The organism is Pseudoalteromonas sp. OF5H-5, from assembly GCF_021530695.1.
Taxonomy (GTDB): Bacteria; Pseudomonadota; Gammaproteobacteria; order Enterobacterales; family Alteromonadaceae; genus Pseudoalteromonas.
Genome location: NZ_JAKGBF010000001.1, coordinates 201,168 through 222,563, shown reverse-complemented (window position 1 = coordinate 222,563; position 21,396 = coordinate 201,168). Strand labels below are relative to the sequence as shown.

17 protein-coding genes are annotated in these 21,396 nt (G+C 43.2%); 6 read left to right on the top strand and 11 right to left on the bottom strand.

Annotation, left to right across the window (positions count from 1 at the left end; genetic code table 11):
* Positions 1–71 precede the first annotated feature (71 nt).
* From L1271_RS01000 to L1271_RS00990, 3 genes are all read right to left on the bottom strand, one after another.
* Positions 72–623: a hypothetical protein gene (locus L1271_RS01000; RefSeq protein WP_010606187.1), complete on the bottom strand. Its 552-nt coding sequence runs from the start codon at positions 621–623 to the stop codon at positions 72–74.
* Positions 624–2,234: 1,611 nt separating this feature from the next.
* A complete protein-coding gene (locus L1271_RS00995) occupies positions 2,235–4,886 on the bottom strand; it encodes an Ig-like domain-containing protein (RefSeq protein ID WP_235366569.1) in 2,652 nt (883 codons plus the stop codon).
* A gap of 267 nt (positions 4,887–5,153) precedes the next feature.
* A complete protein-coding gene (locus L1271_RS00990) occupies positions 5,154–6,188 on the bottom strand; it encodes a S66 family peptidase (RefSeq protein WP_235366568.1) in 1,035 nt (344 codons plus the stop codon).
* Between the two features lie 306 nt (positions 6,189–6,494).
* On the opposite strand from L1271_RS00990, the gene L1271_RS00985 reads away from it, so the two are divergent.
* The gene (locus L1271_RS00985) at positions 6,495–7,484 is read left to right on the top strand and encodes a rhomboid family intramembrane serine protease (RefSeq protein WP_235366567.1); all 990 of its coding nucleotides are present in this window, start codon (positions 6,495–6,497) and stop codon (positions 7,482–7,484) included.
* 370 nt (positions 7,485–7,854) lie between these two features.
* Here the strand turns inward: L1271_RS00985 and L1271_RS00980 are convergent, their stop codons facing one another.
* Genes L1271_RS00980 through L1271_RS00970 form a run of 3 tightly spaced genes read right to left on the bottom strand, consistent with a single transcriptional unit; the run spans position 7,855 to position 10,769 of the window.
* Complete coding sequence (locus tag L1271_RS00980; protein ID WP_235366566.1) at positions 7,855–9,060, bottom strand: NAD(P)/FAD-dependent oxidoreductase; 1,206 nt, start codon at positions 9,058–9,060, stop codon at positions 7,855–7,857.
* Positions 9,047–10,453 (bottom strand): FAD/NAD(P)-dependent oxidoreductase, encoded by a 1,407-nt coding sequence (locus L1271_RS00975; RefSeq protein WP_102057880.1) that lies wholly within the window; start codon positions 10,451–10,453, stop codon positions 9,047–9,049. Before L1271_RS00975 ends, L1271_RS00980 begins: the two co-directional genes overlap by 14 nt.
* A gap of 4 nt (positions 10,454–10,457) precedes the next feature.
* Positions 10,458–10,769: a 2Fe-2S iron-sulfur cluster-binding protein gene (locus L1271_RS00970; protein ID WP_010371949.1), complete on the bottom strand. Its 312-nt coding sequence runs from the start codon at positions 10,767–10,769 to the stop codon at positions 10,458–10,460.
* 393 nt (positions 10,770–11,162) lie between these two features.
* Here L1271_RS00970 and L1271_RS00965 point away from each other — a divergent pair, with 393 nt between their 5' ends.
* Together L1271_RS00965 and L1271_RS00960 are read left to right on the top strand one after the other, a co-directional pair.
* Positions 11,163–11,390 carry a helix-turn-helix domain-containing protein gene (locus tag L1271_RS00965; protein ID WP_102057316.1) on the top strand — a complete coding sequence of 76 codons (228 nt, stop codon included), beginning with the start codon at positions 11,163–11,165 and terminating at the stop codon, positions 11,388–11,390.
* Complete coding sequence (locus L1271_RS00960; RefSeq protein ID WP_102057317.1) at positions 11,374–11,991, top strand: GNAT family N-acetyltransferase; 618 nt, start codon at positions 11,374–11,376, stop codon at positions 11,989–11,991. The genes L1271_RS00965 and L1271_RS00960 overlap by 17 nt, the downstream gene beginning before the upstream one ends.
* A gap of 9 nt (positions 11,992–12,000) precedes the next feature.
* On the opposite strand, the gene L1271_RS00955 is transcribed toward L1271_RS00960, so the two are convergent.
* From L1271_RS00955 to L1271_RS00940, 4 genes are read right to left on the bottom strand one after another with little or no spacing between them, the layout of a single operon-like run.
* Complete coding sequence (locus L1271_RS00955; protein WP_235366565.1) at positions 12,001–12,606, bottom strand: SDR family NAD(P)-dependent oxidoreductase; 606 nt, start codon at positions 12,604–12,606, stop codon at positions 12,001–12,003.
* Positions 12,603–13,052, bottom strand: a complete 450-nt coding sequence (locus tag L1271_RS00950) for an adenylyltransferase/cytidyltransferase family protein (RefSeq protein ID WP_010371961.1) — start codon at positions 13,050–13,052, stop codon at positions 12,603–12,605. The genes L1271_RS00955 and L1271_RS00950 overlap by 4 nt, the downstream gene beginning before the upstream one ends.
* Positions 13,053–13,058: 6 nt before the next feature.
* Positions 13,059–13,805: an SDR family oxidoreductase gene (locus tag L1271_RS00945; RefSeq protein WP_102057318.1), complete on the bottom strand. Its 747-nt coding sequence runs from the start codon at positions 13,803–13,805 to the stop codon at positions 13,059–13,061.
* A 27-nt stretch (positions 13,806–13,832) separates the two neighbouring features.
* Entirely contained in the window at positions 13,833–14,321 is a 489-nt protein-coding gene (locus tag L1271_RS00940; protein WP_010606176.1) for a winged helix-turn-helix transcriptional regulator, read from the bottom strand.
* A 406-nt stretch (positions 14,322–14,727) separates the two neighbouring features.
* On the opposite strand from L1271_RS00940, the gene putA reads away from it, so the two are divergent.
* From putA to L1271_RS00925, 3 genes are all read left to right on the top strand, one after another.
* Positions 14,728–18,531: a bifunctional proline dehydrogenase/L-glutamate gamma-semialdehyde dehydrogenase PutA gene (putA, locus tag L1271_RS00935; protein ID WP_095728277.1), complete on the top strand. Its 3,804-nt coding sequence runs from the start codon at positions 14,728–14,730 to the stop codon at positions 18,529–18,531.
* 303 nt (positions 18,532–18,834) lie between these two features.
* Positions 18,835–19,470, top strand: coding sequence for a LysE family translocator (locus L1271_RS00930; protein ID WP_211866749.1), 636 nt, complete (start codon positions 18,835–18,837; stop codon positions 19,468–19,470).
* Between the two features lie 28 nt (positions 19,471–19,498).
* A complete protein-coding gene (locus tag L1271_RS00925) occupies positions 19,499–19,957 on the top strand; it encodes a methylglyoxal synthase (protein WP_102057321.1) in 459 nt (152 codons plus the stop codon).
* A 55-nt stretch (positions 19,958–20,012) separates the two neighbouring features.
* Here L1271_RS00925 and yegD read toward each other — a convergent pair whose 3' ends face one another.
* Complete coding sequence (gene yegD / locus L1271_RS00920; protein WP_235366564.1) at positions 20,013–21,371, bottom strand: molecular chaperone; 1,359 nt, start codon at positions 21,369–21,371, stop codon at positions 20,013–20,015.
* Positions 21,372–21,396 lie beyond the last annotated feature (25 nt).

The following is a 21,396-nucleotide window of genomic DNA, read 5'->3' as shown; positions in this document are numbered from 1 at the left end:
TCGTATAGCGCCCAAAGCAGCGGCGCGCGTTAGCGTGTCCAGCCACGTAGTGGCGATGCTGCCTTTGCTTGTTATGTTTTTTTACCTAATAATTCTGACTGTTTTCGGGTTAATTCATCGAATACTGGCTTTACTGAATCCATTAAACCCTTCGTTGGCCAATTATTCACAGATACATGTTCCGAAAAGTCCTGATTTTCCCATTGAGCTATAACTGCTCGATATGAACTAACATGGGATAGCGCCAGCGTGAATGCTTCAGGAATTTCATCTCCTTCAATGAGATGTATATTTTCGATTATTATTGATTCAACTCTCTCATTAAGAGGGTGGAATACATTTACAATCCATGTCCTCCACTTTAGCAATTCAGCTTCTGAAAGTTGGTCTTCACCTTTTCCAAAATACCCTGGCATTCCATGACTAGGCCAATGTTTTTTAGTAAAAGAAACCCAAGTTTCATGGCTTGCCGTTAATGTTGCCATTAGTGGCCCATATAGATTTTCTAATTGTTCATTAATTCGAGCGAGTTGCGCTGACCTTTTCTCAAAATGCAGTTTGCTAAAATGTGCTACAAGCCAACCCGTAACGGCGATGAGCGCACCCGCTATAACTTTTTCCATGGTGATTTAGGCTCCTTCTCTGAAAACATAACATTTTAGTATTTATGCGACATGCAGTTTGTGTTGCATAATCGCTTGTTGGACTGAGCAGCTAGGTGTGTCAGAATTGGTGTTGTTTATGCTATGGCTTACTTAGAAAAAAATAGGCTTTTTGGAGGCTCTCACTTTCCTAGCTAGTGTCATCAGTTTAGCTAGTGTTATGTAAGCTTTCCCTGCATTGCTCAGCGCTTATTATGTATTCATTACACCTACATTTGCCTTAAGAAGCAATTATATTTTTTACGCGTACAGAGGCCGCTAGCCTGAGCAATTAAGCAGGTTAATTACTTGATTTTACAAAGCAGCCATAATCAAGCATCCCCTCCTTGGCTAATATCAAAGCGCATCCATGCGCTTCTCGTTCATTCTTTTTAAACGACGCAAAAGAACGAACCAAGAAAACGTCGCCCCAGCATCACACTCAATCCTCAAACCCTAAGCCGATATAGTGCAACCGCCTTGTAAGGCACATCCCTATGCCTGACAAGACTTAGCCAACATCCTGTCGGCACATTGCATATCAGCTTATGCTTTTCGGGTGTGATGGAGGGGGGATTGGTTTTGACTGCGAGCTCTAGTTTTTCTCTCAAAGCAGCAAATTTGCCTGCAAGCACCAAACAAAACTATCAGCACCGTTTTCCTCCCTCATCACACCCGAAAGTGAATTGCCAATGAGTCATTTCAACGCATGGATGCGTGAAAAGCGGTGACAGGGCCAAGGATGGCCCTTACACCGCGGTGACGTTCATATTGGCAATTTACTTGAGGAGTCAGTGTGATGTTGGGAGTGCCCTTTCTTTTGCGCAACGATTCTTTGGGCATCAAAGAAAAGTAAGTCGTAGTCCATGGATGGGTGTCGAAATCCGTCAGGAGGACGGGCTGACTTTACGGTAAATTTCGAGCTACCAGTCGTTAGCAACATAAACCTCCATGTTTAATATCAAAGCGCATCCATGCGCTTCTCGTTCATTCTTTTTAAACGACGAAAAAGAACGAACCAAGAAAACGTCGCCCCAGCATCACACTCAATCCTCAAACCCTAAGCTGATATAGTGCAACCGCCTTGTAAGGCACATCCCTATGCCTGACAATACTTAGCCAACATCCTGTCGGCACATTGCATATCAGCTTATGCTTTTCGGGTGTGATGAAGGGGGAATAAGTTGCTTGTGAGATCTTCTACAATTTTTATGATTAAGCTGCTTGCAAGCATTGCAAAGACTATCAGCGCAGCCTCCTACCTCACAGTCTAAATAGTTTTGTGGGAGGCGGTTCACCCGCCGAGAAGTTATGCTCTTCTGGTGTGGTTAAGGGGATTAGTTTTGACTGCGAGTTCTAGTTTTTCTCTCAATGAAGGTGAGCTGGGTGTCCACGTTAAATTGTGCATTATCGTGCGCGATAGTCCAGTTTTAGAAAATAGATGCGCATGAGTGCCTATCTTTTATAAATTGCCTTCAAAACTTGATTTTGAAGAACTTCAAGCTTAGGAAAACCACCCCAACATGCAAGTTGAGGTGGGTAAGTTGAAGGTGAGGTGGGTGTCCACGTTAAATTGCTATTGTCACCTTAGGGTTATTTTTGCCTTGGGCTCCATTCTAGTTGTGGTAGCTCGACATAGGTCCTCCAATCTTTTCCGTCTTTGGAGTGCCAGATATACTCATCTTGCCAACCACTATATATCCACAGCTTATCAGCAAACTTAGCACCTGTTAAATAGGTATTAAACCTAGATATAATTGGACTTGCTTCAATCGTCCAGTCTATTCCGTTATCAGATGAATAGGCGGCGCTGCCGTTTACGGCGCTGTCGTTTGCGTTATAAGCTTGTCCGCTAATCATCCAAAGTTTGCCGTTAAAATTGAAGACTTTACTGGCTTTAGCATATTCATTTGGAATATTGGGGGCTGCATTTCTTAAACGCCAATTAACCCCATCTTCTGAAGACCAAATTTCGTTAACTGCCCTTGCTTTGTTACTTTCCAATACCTGGCCACCGTACATCCATAAGTGGTCATTGTGGACAAATAATGTAGGCTTAGATCTAGGCGTGTATGCTGCAGAACTGTTTTGCATAGTCCAGTTGAGTCCGTCTTCGGTTGAATATATAGTGCTATTTTCACTACTGTAAGAGTCTCCATATAACCATAGCTTACCTTGAAAGACGATTGCTGATGCTACTTTCCCTATATAGACTCCTGGAGTAGGTTGAATTAATGTCCAATTGACTCCATCATCAGAGCGCCACACATCTGACTCAAATACCTTTGCTCCATTTGTTCCTACTCCTCTTTCACCACCTATTAAATAGAGCTGCTCATTGAATTCAATTAATTCAAAATGTGCACGCCCCTGGAATGGCGCCTTTTCAACCTCGAGCTGCCAGTTTATTCCATCTGTAGAAGACCAAATGCCAGTTTGCCAAATGGTATCATCACCTTTGTAGTATTCACCTCCCATCAACCACAACTTACCTTTAAAGGACACCATTTGAGCTCCATTCCCAAGTTTAAAAGGGGGTAAGGAAGGTGTCACATGGATGGTATTAGAAATATAGTCTTCGTGGGCAATTTTAATATAGGCACTTTGGTGTTCTAGTGTGTCTTTAGAACGCTGAATATTTATAAAGCCATCTTGAAGAGGCAGTGCATCTTGTGCGGATATAATATTCATCTGCGAATTATCACATGCAGTGTAATTGGTTATATCACAGTTCGCATCTGTACTTCTGTATACCTCTAGTTGCTGACTTTGTTTACTCCATGTTAGCTCAGCATTTGTTAAGCTGATGGCAATACTGAGTTCATCTAATATATAACTGATATCAACATCATAGGAAGCCGTTGATTCATTGTACAAAGCATCTGAAGCTTTTGTTGCGGATATCGTTGCAACACCGTCTTTGAGTAATGTTAATTTTCCTGTTTTTGAATTGACATCTACCACTGAGGTGTCACTGGAGTGATAAGTTATAGTACCTGAGCCTGTACCTCCTGATAAAGGATTGCTCTGTATCGGTGTATCAATTAATAAATCTAAAGAGCTAGATTGGAATGATAGAGGCTCCTGCTCTTTTTTTGTTACATTAACTGTAAACTGAGCCGTTTGAGGTTCATACAAAGTATCACCTGATTTAGTCAGGGTAATGGTAGCTGAGCCTGCTTTCACGGGTGTCAGTAAGCCCGTGAAAGTATGGGTGAGCACAACTTCAGCATTGGATGTCGAATAGGTAACCTTCCCTTCTCCGCTGCCTCCTGTATAACGGTTGGTTTTAGTTTCATCTAGATAGATGTATAGAGAGTCTTGTTCAAAAACAATGTCGTCTTGATTTCTTTTATTGAGCGTCAGTGAATAAGATGCTTCTGCTGAATTATATATTCCATCTGCAGATTTGGTGGCTTTTATGGTTGTTGTTCCTTTACCTACAAAAGTTACTTCTCCGGATGTAAGGTTAATAGTCGCAACGTCTGGATTACTCGAGCTATAGCTAATTGAGCCTGTACCACTTCCACCAATTAACATATTGATTGCCGGAGAGTCATCAACAAATACATTGACGGTCTCATAGTTAAATTTGAGTGGTGTTTGTTCCCGCTTTTTTATGGATAATGCGAAGCTCGTAGATGCAGGTTTAAATTTTAGGTCTGCATGCTTAGTGACTGAAATTTCTACTTGCCCTGCACCGATGATTTGGATTTCCCCACTGGTACTATTGACCGTTGCAACACCTGTATTACTAGATGTAAAAATAAAAGCGCCATCACCGCTTCCACCATTGAGTGGGTTTGTAAAGTTTGAATCACTCACAAACTTTGCGACGTGACCTGCATCAAAAAGTAGTGGCTCTTGCTCACGTTTGTTAACTTCAACTGAATAACTTGCAGATGCTGACTGGTACTGAGCATCTGCACTTTTGGATACAGTAATGGTTGCACTTCCTGCTCCAACACCTTTTATTTGCCCTGTTTGAGGGTTCAAAACTTCTACTATTGATGAGTCTGACGATGAAAACGTTATTGCTCCAGTACCTGAGCTTCCTGATATCTTATTAACGGATGGAATCTCGTCTACCAATATTTGGATTGAAGTTTCAGCGAATGAGATGGCTGTTTGTGGTACTTGGCTGTTACCTTTGCTGCTATCACTGTTGCCAGCATCACTTCCGCCGCCACACGCAGTTAATAGGAATAGCAGAACAAAGTAACAAAATGAGCGCAATTGACCCATGATATGTTCCTTAAAAAAAGACTGTATGTAAACACATAACATTCATACAATCAATACATATTCAGTGTAAGTTTAGGTGGGTGGTGAGATGGAGGCTAATAGTGATGGGTATCACTTGTTTTTTTCGCCAAGCCATTGGGGTCAACAATTTGAACCTTGTCGCTGCTGTTACAAAGAGGAAATTAGGGAGGGTGTTTACCTTAAATGTTACTTCACTTCCTCGGCTTGGATATTAATAGTGATGGGTGTCATTTGTTTTGTCTTTGTTTACAACAAATCAAATACCGGCTCTATCGCATCTAGACTGAAGTTGTCCAGATCCAAGCGGTGCTGTATTCCTAACGGCAAAATCCACTGCGGATCGGTATGGCCGAAATCAAGCCGAGTTATTACGGGTAAACTGTTACAGCCAAACTCATCACGTACAACCGATAAAATCACCTCATCAAGCGCTATCATCTCGTGCTCGCTGTAATCCCGAGCGCGGCCAATCATTAAGCCGGATATTTTTTCAAACACCCCCATCACCCCATAGTTACGTAACCAAAAGCGAATATAATCTTGACTAGGTTTATCCTCAGAGGTTTCTAAAAATAGCAATTTGTCTTGCCAAAATGACGGCGATGGCCAGTATTCTGTGCCTTTTAGCATCTCCATCACTTCAAAACAGCCGCCAAATAGCCGCCCTTCCACTTGCCCAGTACCTTGCAGTACTTTTGGACCATTTGTCGCAATTGCGGGATGCAGCTTACCGACGTTTTCTGGTATTGCCCACTCCGGATAGCCATGAGAATAAGCTTTGAATATTGGATAATGGACTTCACCTAGCAGCGCCTGCACTAAATAGGCTTGATATTCAGCACTAGCATTGTGGTACTGGGAGAAACCGGCCATGACTGATGGGCCGTTAAAAGTGACTAATCCCCATTGGTTCAGCAGTGTGGTCAGCGTGGAAAAATCAGAATAGCCCATCATAAACTTAGGGTTATTCAAGATAACGGATTTATCTAAATAAGGTAGGATCCGCGCGGAATCTGAACCACCAATAGAAGAAATTATCCCGGCTATATTCGGATCGGCAAAGGCATCATTAATATCTTTTGCACGTAATTGCGGCTGTGAAAAGAGTACGTCTGCGGCCGTTCGAGCCGACGGCATTTCGACAATATTAAAACCAAGCGAACGCAAGTTTGCCAGCCCTTGATCAAAGATGTGGGGAAATATACCTGGGCCACCCCAGCTAGGTGATACAATCGCAAGGGTATCACCTCGGTTTAGTTTTTTAGGCTTGCGCAATTGCACCGTTTATCCTGCCTTAATGGAATATTCATTAGCGACTAGATATATCCAATTAAGACTACAAAATCAAATACTCACTCAAGCTTTCATCTCGAAACGGAACTAAATAAACAGATGTGGCCTTGCCTTTCATTAGCAAGAGATAAGCATGACAATAATGATTAAAAATAAGTAACCCTGCTACACTTGGATTTGCTATACCAATTGCAGCAGCCTTGTATTTCGTTTCTTAATTTTTTTAGTTAGGATAAGCAACAAGGCTACATGTTAAGCCTTGTTGCAACTTATTACTTAATAAAGCGAGGTAAGATGGAAAAGACTGCATCTATAGAGGAAGTTAGAGCTAAAGTTGGAAGTGGTAAGATATTTTCAGGTGAGTCAAACGTAAACAGAGCAATTTCTAAATGGCATATACTCTCACCACTTTTTATAGCTTTACCATACAGTCAAGATTTTAAACCGGTCATGCTTGTTGATGGCTTTAAGAAAAGCGCATTTAAATTTAACAAGAAAAAATCTCAGTTCATCATCATATACTCAATATTTGCCACATTAGTCTCATTACTTTTATTCACATATACAAAAAATGAAAAACTACTAAACCTTACCTTATCAGGACTAATATTAACGCTATACTTAACAATTGACCACATCACAATTTCAAATAATCTGCAGAGCCTAACTGATAGGAATGTGTTTATCTCTAACCTATCACACAGGTATAAAAAACATGCTGCAAAATGGTTTTTTATATGCTTAGCCATAGGATTAATTCAAGTATTTATAAACTACTTAGCAGGTGGGTTTGAAGAAGCAGCGTATCGATATGGTGGGATTTATAAGTTAATTGTGGCAGGTGAGTGGTGGCGAATTATCACAGCATCATTCTTTCACTCTGGATTAACCCACTGGTTTAGTAATCTTGCTTTCGCATTGTTATCAGGTCCATTATTTATAGCATTAGTGAGAAGAACAGGGTTATTTGTTTTTATTTCAGGTTGTATCACTGGAGCTATATCTGCATATTTTTTGTATTTTTTTGGTCTCACCTCTGCTGACGCATATGGCGGAATTTCTGCAGGAATATATGCATTACTTGGTTACATCACCATTAACTCATATAAAAACAAAAATATAAAAACTGGAAACCTGCACATATCAATAGTTAACTTTTTATTTATGAGCACCGCTTTAAGCGCACTACTATCACATTCAATTAGCAATACTGCACATATATCAGGATTTATTACTGGGGTTTTACTAGCATTCTTGTGCAAACACCGAGACAAATATAAATAGTGGAATACTTCACTATTTATATTTATCACCTTGTAAAGTTCAGACTAACTTAAAAAACAACTCAGACTGTCAATTAGATATTCTAACGATACATATATATGTTAATTTAACAAGTTCGAGTTAACTTAGGTGACAGTTTGAGCTTAGCACATCATTTCAACAATATTAAAACCAAGCGAACGCTGGTTTGCTAACCCTTCCTCAAAGATGTGAGGAAATGTACCTGGGCCACCCCAGCTAGGTGATACAATCGCAAGGGTATCACCTCGGTTTAGTTTTTTAGGCTTGCGTAATTGCACCGTCTATCTTGCCTTAATGGAATATTCATCAGCAACTAGATATATCCCATTAAGACAACAGAATCAAATGCTTATTCGAACCTTTCAACGCGAAACGGAGCTAAATCAACAGAGGTAGGTTTGCCTGTCATGAGTTCAGTAATAAGCGTGCCAGTAATGGCCGACATTAAAATCCCCGTCCTAAAGTGCCCACACGCATTAATGTAACCTTCCACGCCATCAACGGGGCCCAAAATTGGCAGCTCATCCGGTGTACCAGGTCTAAGTCCTGCCCAACAACGTTTAATACTCGACTCTTTTAGCACTGGCAAACATTTCATAGCACCTTGTGACAACTCGGTGATTTTATCTAGACTGTTGGTGGTATCGAAGCCTTTTTCCTCCGTTGATGAGCCAATTAAAATCTCGCCGTTGTCTTTTTGTGCAATGTAGCAATCACTGGTACTGATACAACCATTTAATACTTTAGGCATGCGCTCAGATAGCACTATTTGACCCTTAACAGGATAAACTGGCATATGTTTACCTGTCGCCTGATGGTAAATGTCATCCGCCCAGGCACCAGCGGCATTAATTAAGGTCTCACAATGCAGGCTTTGATCTTGCGTCCTCACGCCTATCACTTTATTGCCTTCACGCAGTACCTCTAGCACTTCGGTATTCAAAAATAACTCAACACCATTTTGACGTGCTCCTTCGGTATACGCATCAACTAACCTGTATGGGTTTACCTGATGGTCGCAAATAAAATCTATTGCACCAATCGCATCTGGGGTGATATAAGGCTCCTCTGCACGTAATTGCTGTTGGTCTAACCATCGGATCTGCGAAGACAAATTAGGGATCCCTGACACTATGCTATCTGCATATATTTCATCATCGCGATTGTACATAATGAATTTAAGACCGGTACGTTCAAACTTAAAGTCGACATCATGTCTGGTCAGCATTTCCTCATGCAGTGCTGGATATAACTTGTTTGACTTGAGCGCAAGTTCAAAAAAGCATTCTGGTAATTGATGCGGCCGTAATGTTTGTGCAGCTTCGGTATCTCCTTCACTTTGGAGCTTCGACAAGGTTTTGAAGAAGATCACACCACAGCCAAGTCCGACCGACTCACCAATTGCCCATAATCCACCAGCAGATGCACGAGACGCGTTACCCGGCTTTTTTAAATCCACTAACGCGATTTTTAGGTTGGTATCGCGGCTTAAAAAATAGGCACAAGCCGCACCAATTACACCGCCACCTGCGATAATGACATCATACTGCTTCATGGTTTTTCTCCAGTAAAGTAAACGGAATTGGGTCAAGTGGGAATCTTGGCCTTATCACGCCCAGCGTATCTAAGTGCCCTGCCGCATGCAGTCGGTCTAACGCATAGCTAGAACACATTTTTCCTTGGCAGTCTCCCATGCCAATACGGGTCCTCATTTTTACGCTAGATAAGTCTTTTGCACCTTGTTGCAATGCTAAATCGAGTTGCTGGCGCTTTACTTGCTCGCAGCGACACACCACGGTATCTGCCTGGGTTAACGCAAGCAGCCCCTCTCGGCGCGCCGAGAAGCGGTCAAATCCTGCTCTAAACTTCTGTGCTTGCTTACGCTTAGTCTTGAGCTTGCGCATTCGCGTGTGGAAGGTCGTTTCGCTTAAACAGGCTTGCTCATAGGCAAGCATGGTTGCGGCCATTTTCCCTTCAATGATAGCCGCTTCTGCGCCTAGCAAACCATTGGTGTCACCACAGACAAAAATTGAATTTAAGCTACTGCGTAAATTGTCATCTAATAAAGGCACATAACCATTCGTGGTGGTGTACTGATGAGAAACCCCAAGTAGCATGGCAAGCTGGGTGCGGGCAACAAAACCATAGCCAACTCCCAAACTATCCACGGCTAAATGCTGTGCTTTTGACAAGTCCGCATGCCAGTGCTCATCGTAAGGCGCTACGGTAACACTGGAGAGCTTTTCTTGGCCTTCTGCTTTCACAATGCCATAGCCATACTTGAATGGAATATTATGCTTTTTGAGATACGCCAACATACTCAATCCCGAAAGCGTAAGCTTAGGTTTATTAAGCAGCGCCACGGTCTCTTTCGCCAGTTCACTAAAGCGACTCGCTTCATATACGCCAACCACTTGTGCACCGGATTTATGTAACTGGCAAGCAACCAGTGGCAATAATGGTCCAGTTCCGACTAAAGCCACTTTTTTCCCTGGTCGAACTAACCCACTTTTAAGCTGAAGTTGCATCCCGCCCATTAACATCACACCAGGTAACTGCCATCCTTCAAATGGCACACTGCGCTCATGACAACCAGTTGCCAGAACCAACTTGGTGTAATCTATTTGTGTTAACTGATTTTGTGTTTGCAACAGCAAACCGCTTTCGCCCTCGGGCCCAAGCACTTTGGTTTGTAGTTGTAGTGTTATATCTTGTTTATGATGTTCGTAGCGTACCTTTAGTGCAGCCATCGCACGTTTAAGATTTTCATCTAAATGAGGAAGCTTACTTGCTTGTCGAAGTGGCCCGCGATAGATCACCCCACCAATTTTTGGTGCTTCATCCACTAAGGTGCTAGTAATGCCATATTTAGCCAGCTCAGCTGCACAGCTAACGCCAGCAGGCCCTGCACCAACAATAACGATTTTTTCTTTTTGACAATTAGACATCACACTATACTCCAACCTGCTTGAAACGATTTTGTTTAGTTTCAACCTGCATGTTGGGTTGTACTAAGGTTTGGCAAGCCTTTTGTTTATGTTGCTTGTTTATCGTTACCTGACAACAATGACAAACGCCCATACCACAATAAGCACCAGATACGGCTTCTCGATCGCTTTCCATAATTTGCTTGTAGTTCGCCGCAAGCAAAACAGACAACACGGTTTCACCGTCGCATGCGTTAACCGCAATGTCGTCGATTTGAATTTGGAACTGTAACCCCTCAGGGTCTGTAATATCTTGCGTTCTGGATAATTCAGACATGAAAAAATGCTCCTTCAATAAAGTCGCACAAAGCCTACTATCCAAATAGTAAAAATAAACATTTTATTTACTTTATTCACTTTAATTTGATCCAAATTAACTTTTAAGCACTCTCGCGCTAATTCTGTTCAATTCGGTGCAAATGCTGCACTCACCTCACTAAAGCAGTGCAATATGAACGTATTTACAGACCAACAAAAACCACATCTTATTGATATTAAATAGTTTTAATTTCTGGCACAGTTTTTCCTTATTAAACGACACGACGGATGAAAGGAGCGTAATTATGTACACTTTATATCAAACGATGTACTTACTTTGGCATTTGGATGTGAGTATCTGGCCTGTGCACGATACAGCAACAACCCCTGTAGATGGTAAGGAGGAAGCGCAATGACACTTGGCAAACTAGAAACTGCAGTACACGCAGTAATGAACGATATGCTCACCCCATCACAAGCCGCAAAAGCCTATCATGTGCCGCAGCGAGCACTTTACGAAGCACTGCGACGCTCCCAAGAGAAACAGCAAACTCGATGGCAGAAATTAATGCATGAAAAGGCAAGGCTTGAGCAAAGTCTGGCTCGGATAAATAAGGAACTGCATGAACAATTTGTCTAATACCGCTATGCAGCTTCGCATTATTCAGGCGCCTAGCTTGAAATACAATCGCTTAGATTGTCAGCTTTGGGTAAAACAGCTCAGTGCGCTGACGCAAGCCTGTATTAATCTTGGCGCCTCTATCGGCTTTTTGCCCTCTTCCTCTAGCAGAGCAATACAAAACTACTGGTGGCAGGTATTCGATGCTGTGATCAAGTCGCAAAAGACGCTTATTATCGCTGAACTTAATGGCGTAATGGCAGGTTGTGTGCAACTCTCGCCGGCAACAAAAGATAATGCTCAGCACCGGGCTGAAGTTGAAAAGCTATTAGTTCATCCGAATAGCCGACGAAAAGGCGTAGCAACAAAGCTGATGCAAGCCATAGAGCAAGAATCTACACGGCAGCAGATATCGTTACTCGTCCTTGACACACAATCGGATTCGGACGCAGAAATCTTATATCAGAGCTTGGGCTTTAAAGTGGCTGGGCAAATCCCTCATTTTGTCAGTGATGAGCGCGGTGACTTCCATGCCACCACATACTATTACAAACTGCTTGCACCGACCTTGCGCAATCGTATTGAGAACGTAGCTCTAGTGCATTATGCCAATGAATATTAGCAAAGCAGTCTAATCAAGCGGCTCGCTACGACTTTCGTTCAGGCGATAAAAAAACAGCTTACCGATGTGCTGTGGTGTAGTTACAGCCTCTAAGATTGGCGCGGCGCCTTGTGGTATGCTCATCACATTGGGATTATTGATAGTAAGACCATCGCGCAGTTTAGTATCTATTGCCCCGGGGCACAGTACCGCTATTTTGTAGCCGTCCTTGTGAAGACCTTTAGATAGAGTCACCACGCCCGCTTTCGCCGCACAATAAGACGTCCAATCTTTGTAACTGTTAAATGCCGCCGTCGACGCCACATTGATCAAATGCACCGCTTTGTTTGCTTTAATTGCAGCACGAGAAATTAAATAAGTGCCGATTAGGTTTACTTCGATGTCACGGATCCAAAGACTTGGGTCAGAGTCTGCCACTAAACTTGAGTAAAGCGTTCCTGCCGCATTGATTACACAGTCATAAGATTTGTCGTCAAAAAAACGCTCAACTTCAGCTGGTTTAGAAACATCAAGCTGCGCGCGCGATGGCGCTTCCACTTCATGTCCTAAGCGCTTCAGTTCATCGCTTAAATAAGCGGCAAGACCACCCTGTCCGCCCGTTATTAACACTTTCATTTCTGTGGCTCTGGGATTGGATGATTGTCGCTTTGCTCAATCAGCTTTTTATACTGATCGTAGATTTTTTGCTTTAAGTTACTAGAGCTAACGCCAGCACCATAAGGAAAGTAAAATACCTGAACCCCAAGCTCTTTCAGATAATCATATTTTCCCTTCCAATCATCGCCAATCACGAACACATCAATATTTAGATTTTTCACCGTTTCACGATGATCTAAAGTACGTTGTGGAATAGCAAGATCTGGGTCTCTTAACCCTTCGATAATCGCCAAACGCTCTTCAAATGGCACTGCCGGTGGCTTTTTATAAGAACAAACAAGTTCATCGGTACTTACACCAACGATCAACGTGTCTCCTAAACCTCGGCCATAACTAATCATTTTTAAATGATTACTGTGAAATAAATCAAATGTTCCTGAGACATAAACAATTTTATTTTTCATAAATTGCTATTTCCCTCCAGCTAAATCAATAAAAGTTCCTGTAACAAAGCTTGCTTCGTCACTTAAAAGCCAAGCGATGGCATTGGCAACCTCAATCGCGGTTCCACCTCGCTTCAGCGGTAAAAAATCGGCTAGACGATCAACTCGGTTTGGTTCGCCACCGTCGCCGTGAATATCGGTATAAATACAGCCCGGTCTCACGCAGTTCACGCGGATCTGTTCAGCGGCTAATTCCAGAGATAAACCTTTAGTGAAGCTGTCTATTGCACCTTTTGCAGCCGCATAGTCAACATACTCATTAGCCCCACCTAAATAAGAAGCTGCCGACGATACATTCACCATTGCGCACTGTGCTGGATTGGCACTCAAACGCATATGTTTAATTGCTTCGCGAGCACAAATAAAATACGGCGTAACATTATTAGTAAGCATATTGTTGATGCGCGCTGCGGTCATGTGTTCAACTCGAGTCTGCACGTTCAGCACGCCAGCGTTGTTGACCAAATGCGTTACCATGCCAATATCGGTCTTTATCTTGTCAAACATTGCCTCTACAGATTTTTCGTCTGTGACATCTGCTTGTAACAAATGCGCTTTACCATTATTACTTAGGATGGTATCAGCAACCGTTTCTGCGGCTTGCACGTTCTGCTTGTAATTTATAACAACAGTAAATCCTTGTTGTCCCAGCAGTTGAGCCGTTGCCGCACCAATCCCACGGCTCGCACCGGTGATAAGTACCACTTTTTGCATCTATTATTCCTTAAACTGGGTCAACAGTTACTGATAGTTCAGCACTTCTACACCCATGTCTTCTTTGACGTGTTCTATCACCATATAGGTATGATTTGTGCCAACTCCAGGTATTTCAACGATTTGACCTAATACCTCTCGATATTGACGCATATCTTGGACTCGGATCTTAACTAAATAATCAAAGCCACCAGCTACCATATCACAAGAAACGACGTTGGGGATTTTTACAATGTGCTGTTTAAACACCTCAAATACCACTTCGGTCGAGCTTTTCAAGGTGATCTCCACATGCGCAACCAAATGCTGGCCAAGTTTCGCGGCATTTAATCTTGCCGTATATCCTTCGATATACCCCTCGGACTCGAGTTTTTTTACTCGATCGAGGCAAGGACTCGGACTCAAGTTTACCTCTTTCGCCAAGTTTACATTAGAGATCCGAGCATTGCGCTGAAGCGCGTCTAAGATTGCTAAGTCGATGCGATCTAATACCCGAGTTTTAATGGAAGTCGTCATATCAGCATAAAATTTTGTGAGGGTTTGAGATTACCCGCAAATTTACCGTATTCATTGAAAATAAAACAGCATATTCTGCTGTCTTTTCGATAGAATGCCCGCGAAATTAACGATAAAGAACAAAGCGGCTTGTTTCAGCCTTTAACGCAACTTTGTTCGAACATTTAGATTATGCATTCTGGCTAAAATTTGAACCCCCAAATGGGTGTGTTATGGTTAGCAATGTGACTGCATCATTTTGTCGTAATTGAGGCTTCCTATACAAATTAAACTACACTTTCAACCTTTGGTTGCATAGTTTGGCATCAGTTCAGATGTAGTTTTGTAATCTACACATTAAGGTGTGTGATTCCATAGGCAGGCGCGAATTACATGTATTTTTGACTCCAATTTTTGAGGGTTGCTTATGCTTTATAACGGCGATTTGACAACTAACTGTCCTATCCGACAAAAGATCCGTGATTTTTACCGCATCGATGAGAACGCAGTAATTGATCATATTTTACCTTTAGCTGAGGTAGGCGTTACAGCTCGAAGCCGAGCATGGGAACGTGCACGTCAAATGGTATTGAACATTCGTAGAGATCAAGATGGTCAAAACGGTGTCGACGCGCTTTTAAATGAATTCTCTCTTTCTACCGAAGAAGGCGTGGTACTGATGTGTTTGGCCGAAGCTTTACTTCGTGTACCAGACAAAGCAACGCAAGAAAGCCTAATCCGTGACAAGCTCGCACAAGGCGACTGGAGTTCACACTTAGGCAGCAGCGACTCGTTATTTGTTAACGCTTCAAGCTGGGGTCTACTCGTTACTGGTAAAATGGTTAATTATTCAGACAAGAATAAAGAAGAACAATTTGGCGTGCTAAAACGCACAATTGGTCGTCTTGGTGAGCCAGTTATCCGTAAATCCGTTAACTATGCAATGAAGATCATGGGTAAGCAGTTTGTAATGGGTGAAACCATTCAAGATGCTATCGATCGTGCCGCTGATAAAGAACAAAAAGGTTATGTATATTCGTACGACATGCTAGGTGAAGGCGCACGTACGATGAAAGATGCAGAGCGTTACTTCCAAAGCTATATGAACGCCATTCACGCAATTGGTAAAGCAGCGAAAGGCCGTGGCCCAATAAAAAGCCCTGGTATATCTGTAAAGCTTTCAGCTATTCACCCACGCTATGAATTCACACATCGCGACCGCGTGATGGACGAGCTTGTACCTAAGCTAAAAGAACTTGCAATTGCTGCGAAAGAATACGATATCGGTTTCACGGTTGATGCGGAAGAAGCGGATCGTTTGGATATCTCACTAGATGTCATCGAGGCTGTATTCTCAGACGACGCGCTTGGCGACTGGAATGGTTTTGGTCTTGCAGTGCAAGCATATCAAAAGCGTGCCATTTTCGTTGTTGAATGGGTGGCTGAACTTGCTCGTCGCGTAGGCCGTAAACTGATGGTGCGTCTAGTTAAAGGTGCTTACTGGGATACAGAAATCAAAACCACTCAACAAGATGGTCTTGAGCACTTCCCTGTGTTCACCCGTAAAGCAACGACTGACGTTTCTTATAAAGCGTGTGCTATTAAGCTACTAGAAGCACGTGATGCACTTTTCCCACAGTTTGCAACGCATAATGCTTACACCGCCGCAACTATCCTAGAAGTTGCCAAAGGCGACAACAAAGGGTTCGAATTCCAACGTTTACACGGAATGGGTGAATCACTTTACGACCAAATCGTTGAAAACGAGGGTATTCAGTGTCGTGTGTATGCGCCAGTTGGTCAGCACGAAGACCTACTTGCTTATCTGGTACGCCGTCTACTTGAAAATGGTGCAAACTCATCATTCGTAAACGCGATTGTTGATACCACTAAGCCTGTTGAGTCACTACTTCCTGACCCTGTAGAAACACTGCAAGGCCTACGTAACCGTTACAATACGCAGATTAAACTACCTATCGAGCTTTATGGCGATGAGCGTCCAAACTCAAAAGGTAAAGACCTAACAGACATCAACGATTTAACACCGTTTAAAGAAAACCTAGACAACTGGTTTAACGAACACCTAATCGATGAAAGCCAAGTACCAGAAGGTCACCTTGCTGTTCGTAACCCTGCGAACCACAAACAAGTGATTGGATCTGTGCCTTTACACGATGAAGCACACATGCAAAGCGTGCTTGCCAATGCTGATGCAGCTTTTGAAAGTTGGTCTCAAACCTCTGTTGAAGAACGTGCAAACTTACTACGCCGTACTGCTGACATCCTTGAGCGTCACCATGACGAACTTGTTGCTATCTGTATTAAAGAAGCAGGTAAAGTAACCCAAGACAGCATCGATGAAGTACGTGAAGCCGTTGATTTCTGTCGCTACTATGCAGCGCGTGCAGAAGAGCTTTCTAAAGATGAGCGCTTTGAAGCTCGTGGCGTGATTTTATGTATCAGCCCGTGGAACTTCCCGCTTGCGATCTTCTTAGGTCAGGTAGCTGCTGCTATCGTGACGGGTAATACCGTTATTGCAAAGCCAGCTGAACAAACCAGTATGATTGCACTGCGTTGTATTGAATTAATGCATACCGTTGGTTTACCAGAGCACGTAGTACAACCGGTTATCGCACGCGGTAGCGAAGTGGGTAAACACATCGTGCCTGACGAGCGTATCCAAGCGGTTATGTTCACAGGTTCAACAGAGACAGGTACGCTTATCTCGCAAATTCTTGCTGAGCGTAACGATATTCAGGTTCCTCTGATCGCAGAAACTGGTGGTCAAAACTGTATGATCGTTGACTCAACAGCATTACCAGAGCAAGTGGTTGACGATGTTATTTCATCAGGTTTCCAAAGTGCCGGTCAACGCTGTTCAGCACTTCGTGTGTTGTTCTTACAAGAAGATGTTGCTGACGGTATCATTGAAATGATCCAAGGTGCGCTTAAAGAGCTACATATCGGCGACCCATCGCTACTATCTACAGACGTAGGCCCAGTAATCGACGAAAAAGCGCTGACCACTTTGACTAAGCATGTTGATTACATGAAGTCGAACGGTAAGCTCCTATTCGAAGCTAAGATCCCTGATAACAGCGAGAACGGCGCTTACTTCTTCGCGCCTCGTCTATATGAGATTTCTGATCTATCCGTGCTTAAGCGTGAAGTATTCGGTCCGGTAGTCCACGTTGTACGCTTCAAAGCAGATCAACTTGATAATGTGATCGATCAAATCAATGGTACAGGCTACGGTCTAACAATGGGCGTTCATTCACGTATTGAAGAGCGCTGCGAATACCTAGCTAAGATGTCTCGCGCGGGTAACGTATACGTGAACCGTAACATGATTGGTGCAATCGTTGGTGTGCAACCATTTGGTGGGCGTGGTCTTTCTGGTACAGGTCCAAAAGCAGGTGGTCCAAACTACTTAGTTCGCCTTGTGAAAGAAAAAGCGTCACCAGACAACGTACAAATGACAGATCTGACGCCTGATGAGCTAGAGATCCACCACTTCCCAGGTGCCGTTGAGCAAGTTGAAAAACTGATGCAAAACTCTAAGCGTGATGAGAAGATCTGGCGTCGTACTGCGCTTAATGACCGTGTTTCGGCAGTGCGTCAGCTACTTGCTAAAGTGGCAACGGTAGACATCATTGATGAGCTGGCGGATGATTTGTCATTAACGCTTTCTGATGCGCGTGCTCAGCTAAACCGCTTAGAAAAGCGTATGCGTACTTACACAACGCTACCAGGACCAACTGGTGAATCGAACACGCTGCACTTAGAAGCGCGTGGTTGTGTAGTGGTATATGCCGATAAGAGTACGTCGTTCAACTTCTGGGCGATTTCAATTATCACAGCACTTGCTGCCGGTAACACAGTGATCACAGTAGCCTCTGACTTATTCTACGAAGAAGCATTGGCATTTAGAGATAAGTTCATCTCAACTGGCGTTGCCGAAGGCGTATTCCAAGTAGCGAAGCAAAACCAGCTACAAGCGATTTTGGCACACCCTCACCTTGCAGGTGCTGTTGTGGCTGCGCGCTCTTCACGCCTTGGTTACTTCTCACAGCAACTTGCAGAGCGTAAAGGTGCTATCCTGCCGGTGATCAGTGCAGAGTACTACGATACGCTTATCAATCGTCTAGTGACTGAGAAAACCATCAGTATCGATACCACAGCTTCTGGTGGTAACACTTCACTGATGACGCTTGTTGAAGACGAAGAGTAAGAGAATATAAATCGCTATGCTAGACATAGCGGTTTTATCGAACAAAGCCAGCGTAAGCTGGCTTTTTTATAGTAAAAATCAGGGCTAACTACCATACACAATAGCAACTTTAAAAATTGCTCAACTCAGAGAAAACAGACACAATACAAATAAGGTGATTTAATCACAGTGAAAAGACCACTAATATTGTTGCTCTGCATAATAATGTTAGAATTTCAAAGTATAAAATAACCACAATAATACCAATTTCATGCATGTTGGCTATTCACAAAAACGATATAAAAACCAATAACGAAAAGAAAAATGTTAAACCTTGAATACTTATTCTCATTTTTAATTGCTAGCACGGTGATTGCCGTGGCACCAGGTCCATCTAATGCATTTTTAATGGCGCAGACCTTTACTAATGGCCGCGTAGCTGGCATGCAAAGCGCATTAGGTTTTGCGCTAGGTGGGGTGATCCATACACTCTTTGCCGTTGTTGGCTTGTCGGCACTCCTAAAAGCTTCAGAGACTGCCTATACCACAGTGCAATACCTCGGCGCAGCTTACTTAGCTTATCTAGGTGTAATGACTATCAAAGAAACGCTTGGAAAGGCGCAGATAGCTTGCGAGGAAAAACCGCACGTGAGCACCAAAAAGCCTAAAAACGTGATGTTCCAAGCAATGATGACGGAAGTCTTAAATCCCAAAGTCGCCCTGTTTTTTATTGCATTTATTCCTCAGTTTGTCGATAGTAGCTTGGCGACCTCGACAACGATGCAACTGGCTATGTTTGGCTTACTTTATCCTATTTTAGCTTTTCCCATCGACTGCATGTACATCTACGGTGGTGATAAAATCGCTGGCTATTTTAGGCAGCATCCCGCAGCGCCGGTGTGGATTGATCGTATTTCAGGCTTAATTTTTATCGCATTGGCAGTCAACTTATTACTCTAAACAGTTACGCAAAATAGGAGCAGTACACATGCAAAAACGCTCACAGCCACTGCCAGCTAAAAAGCATATTGCTTTGGTTGCACACGATGGCATGAAACCAGCCCTACTTGAGTGGTGTCAGACTCACTTAGATAGCCTAAAACAGCACAAGCTTTACGCTACGGGCACAACGGGTAACCTAATAGAAAAGCATACTGGTTTAGAAGTCACCAAACTATTTAGTGGCCCAATGGGTGGCGACCAACAAATTGGTGCCAAAATCGCGGAGCAAGATGTTCATGTCTTGATTTTCTTTTGGGATCCGCTTGCGTCACAGCCTCACGATCCGGATGTAAAAGCACTGTTGAGACTCGCTGCTGTCTGGAATATTCCCGTAGCCTGTAATGAAGCAACGGCAGATTTACTGATGGCGTGCGATAAAATGAACCAGCCAATCGCAAGGCATTTACCTGATTATGAGCAGTACCTTGCTAGTCGCTTAGATTGATAAAATAGATGAGTATGGAAGCGGTTTGTGACCGCTTCTTTGATTTTGACTTCGATTATTTAAATATTTTATCCGCCCACTTAGTCAAGCCTGCAGTAACACTACCAAAGTTATCCCCGTTCACCATTTCAATATCACCAATTTGCTGTGCAAGCGTTGCCTTGAGTAACGGTGATTGCGCGCTACCGCCAGTCAGATAAATTACATCGGGTTTTGATCCCGCTTGATGAATGGCTTCTTGCGCAAGCCCCCCCATCTGTTCTAAGTTCGACATGACCGACTCGGCAAAATCTTGCTGCGTAAATTCAGAGGCTAGCTGTGGTTCAATAAAACCAAGATCGGCATTAAACTTTGCTTGCTCAGAGAGTGCAATCTTGCCGAGTTCACCTTCACGAACCACCTGATGGGTAAGTTTGTTCTGTTGAATATGAAGTAAACGCGCCAGCTTTTGCGGCTCAGCGACATCTCGCAACATACTTTGCAATTCTCGCGCTAATTTATCGCTGTAGAAGTCTAGTTGAGACTGAATATCATTGATTTTACATGCCTGCCAATAGAGTTGACTAGGCATCGGCAAACCTGAGCTCATGTTAGATCCGAGACCACACAACGGCATTAATTGGTGATAAGCTAGCGCAATATCTAAGTCGTTACCGCCGATACGTTTGCCTGTATGCGCTAAAAAGTCTTGCTGGCGTTGTGTGTTATTGCGATAGCTTGGCCCCATTCGGACAAACGAACAATCGCTAGTACCACCGCCGATATCAACCACCAGCACAAGTTTATCTTGCTGAAGACGGCTTTCGTACTCAATTCCCGCTGCGAGCGGTTCGAAGAGAAAATCCACTTCCTTAAACCCAGCTCTTTTTGCAGCGGTGGTAAGAATATTAACCGCTTGTTGATTGCTTTCCTCTCCACCGACGGACTGAAAATTAACAGGTCGACCAATCACAGTGTCGGTAATGGACTGTTGCAGCTGCGACTCGGCACGACGCTTAATCTCCACCATCATCGCCGCAGCAATATCTTCAAAGAAGGCGATTTGTTGAGGTTTAAGTCCAACCGCCCCAAAGAAGGACTTGGGTGATTTAACAAAAAAACCTTCTTCGGGAAATTCGATATACTCAGAAATTGCCGCTTGACCAAAAAAAACGCCCGCTTCATGTGCTTCTAAATCAAGATCGCGCTTAGCTTGCTGTGCTACCGTTAGCAGACCTTGGCGAGACTGCGTGTAGACTGGATCTGGCTCATTGAGATGACGATTAACAAATGCAGGAATTAACGCATTGTGCATCGCATACATAGTCGAAGGCAGGTAATATTTATCTTGCTCGAGACGCAGTAAGTCCACTTCACCATTTTGCATGACACCCATCGCACAATTAGAACTTCCGTAATCAAACCCGACTTTCATTCTCTACCTCAAACTGCTGAAAAGT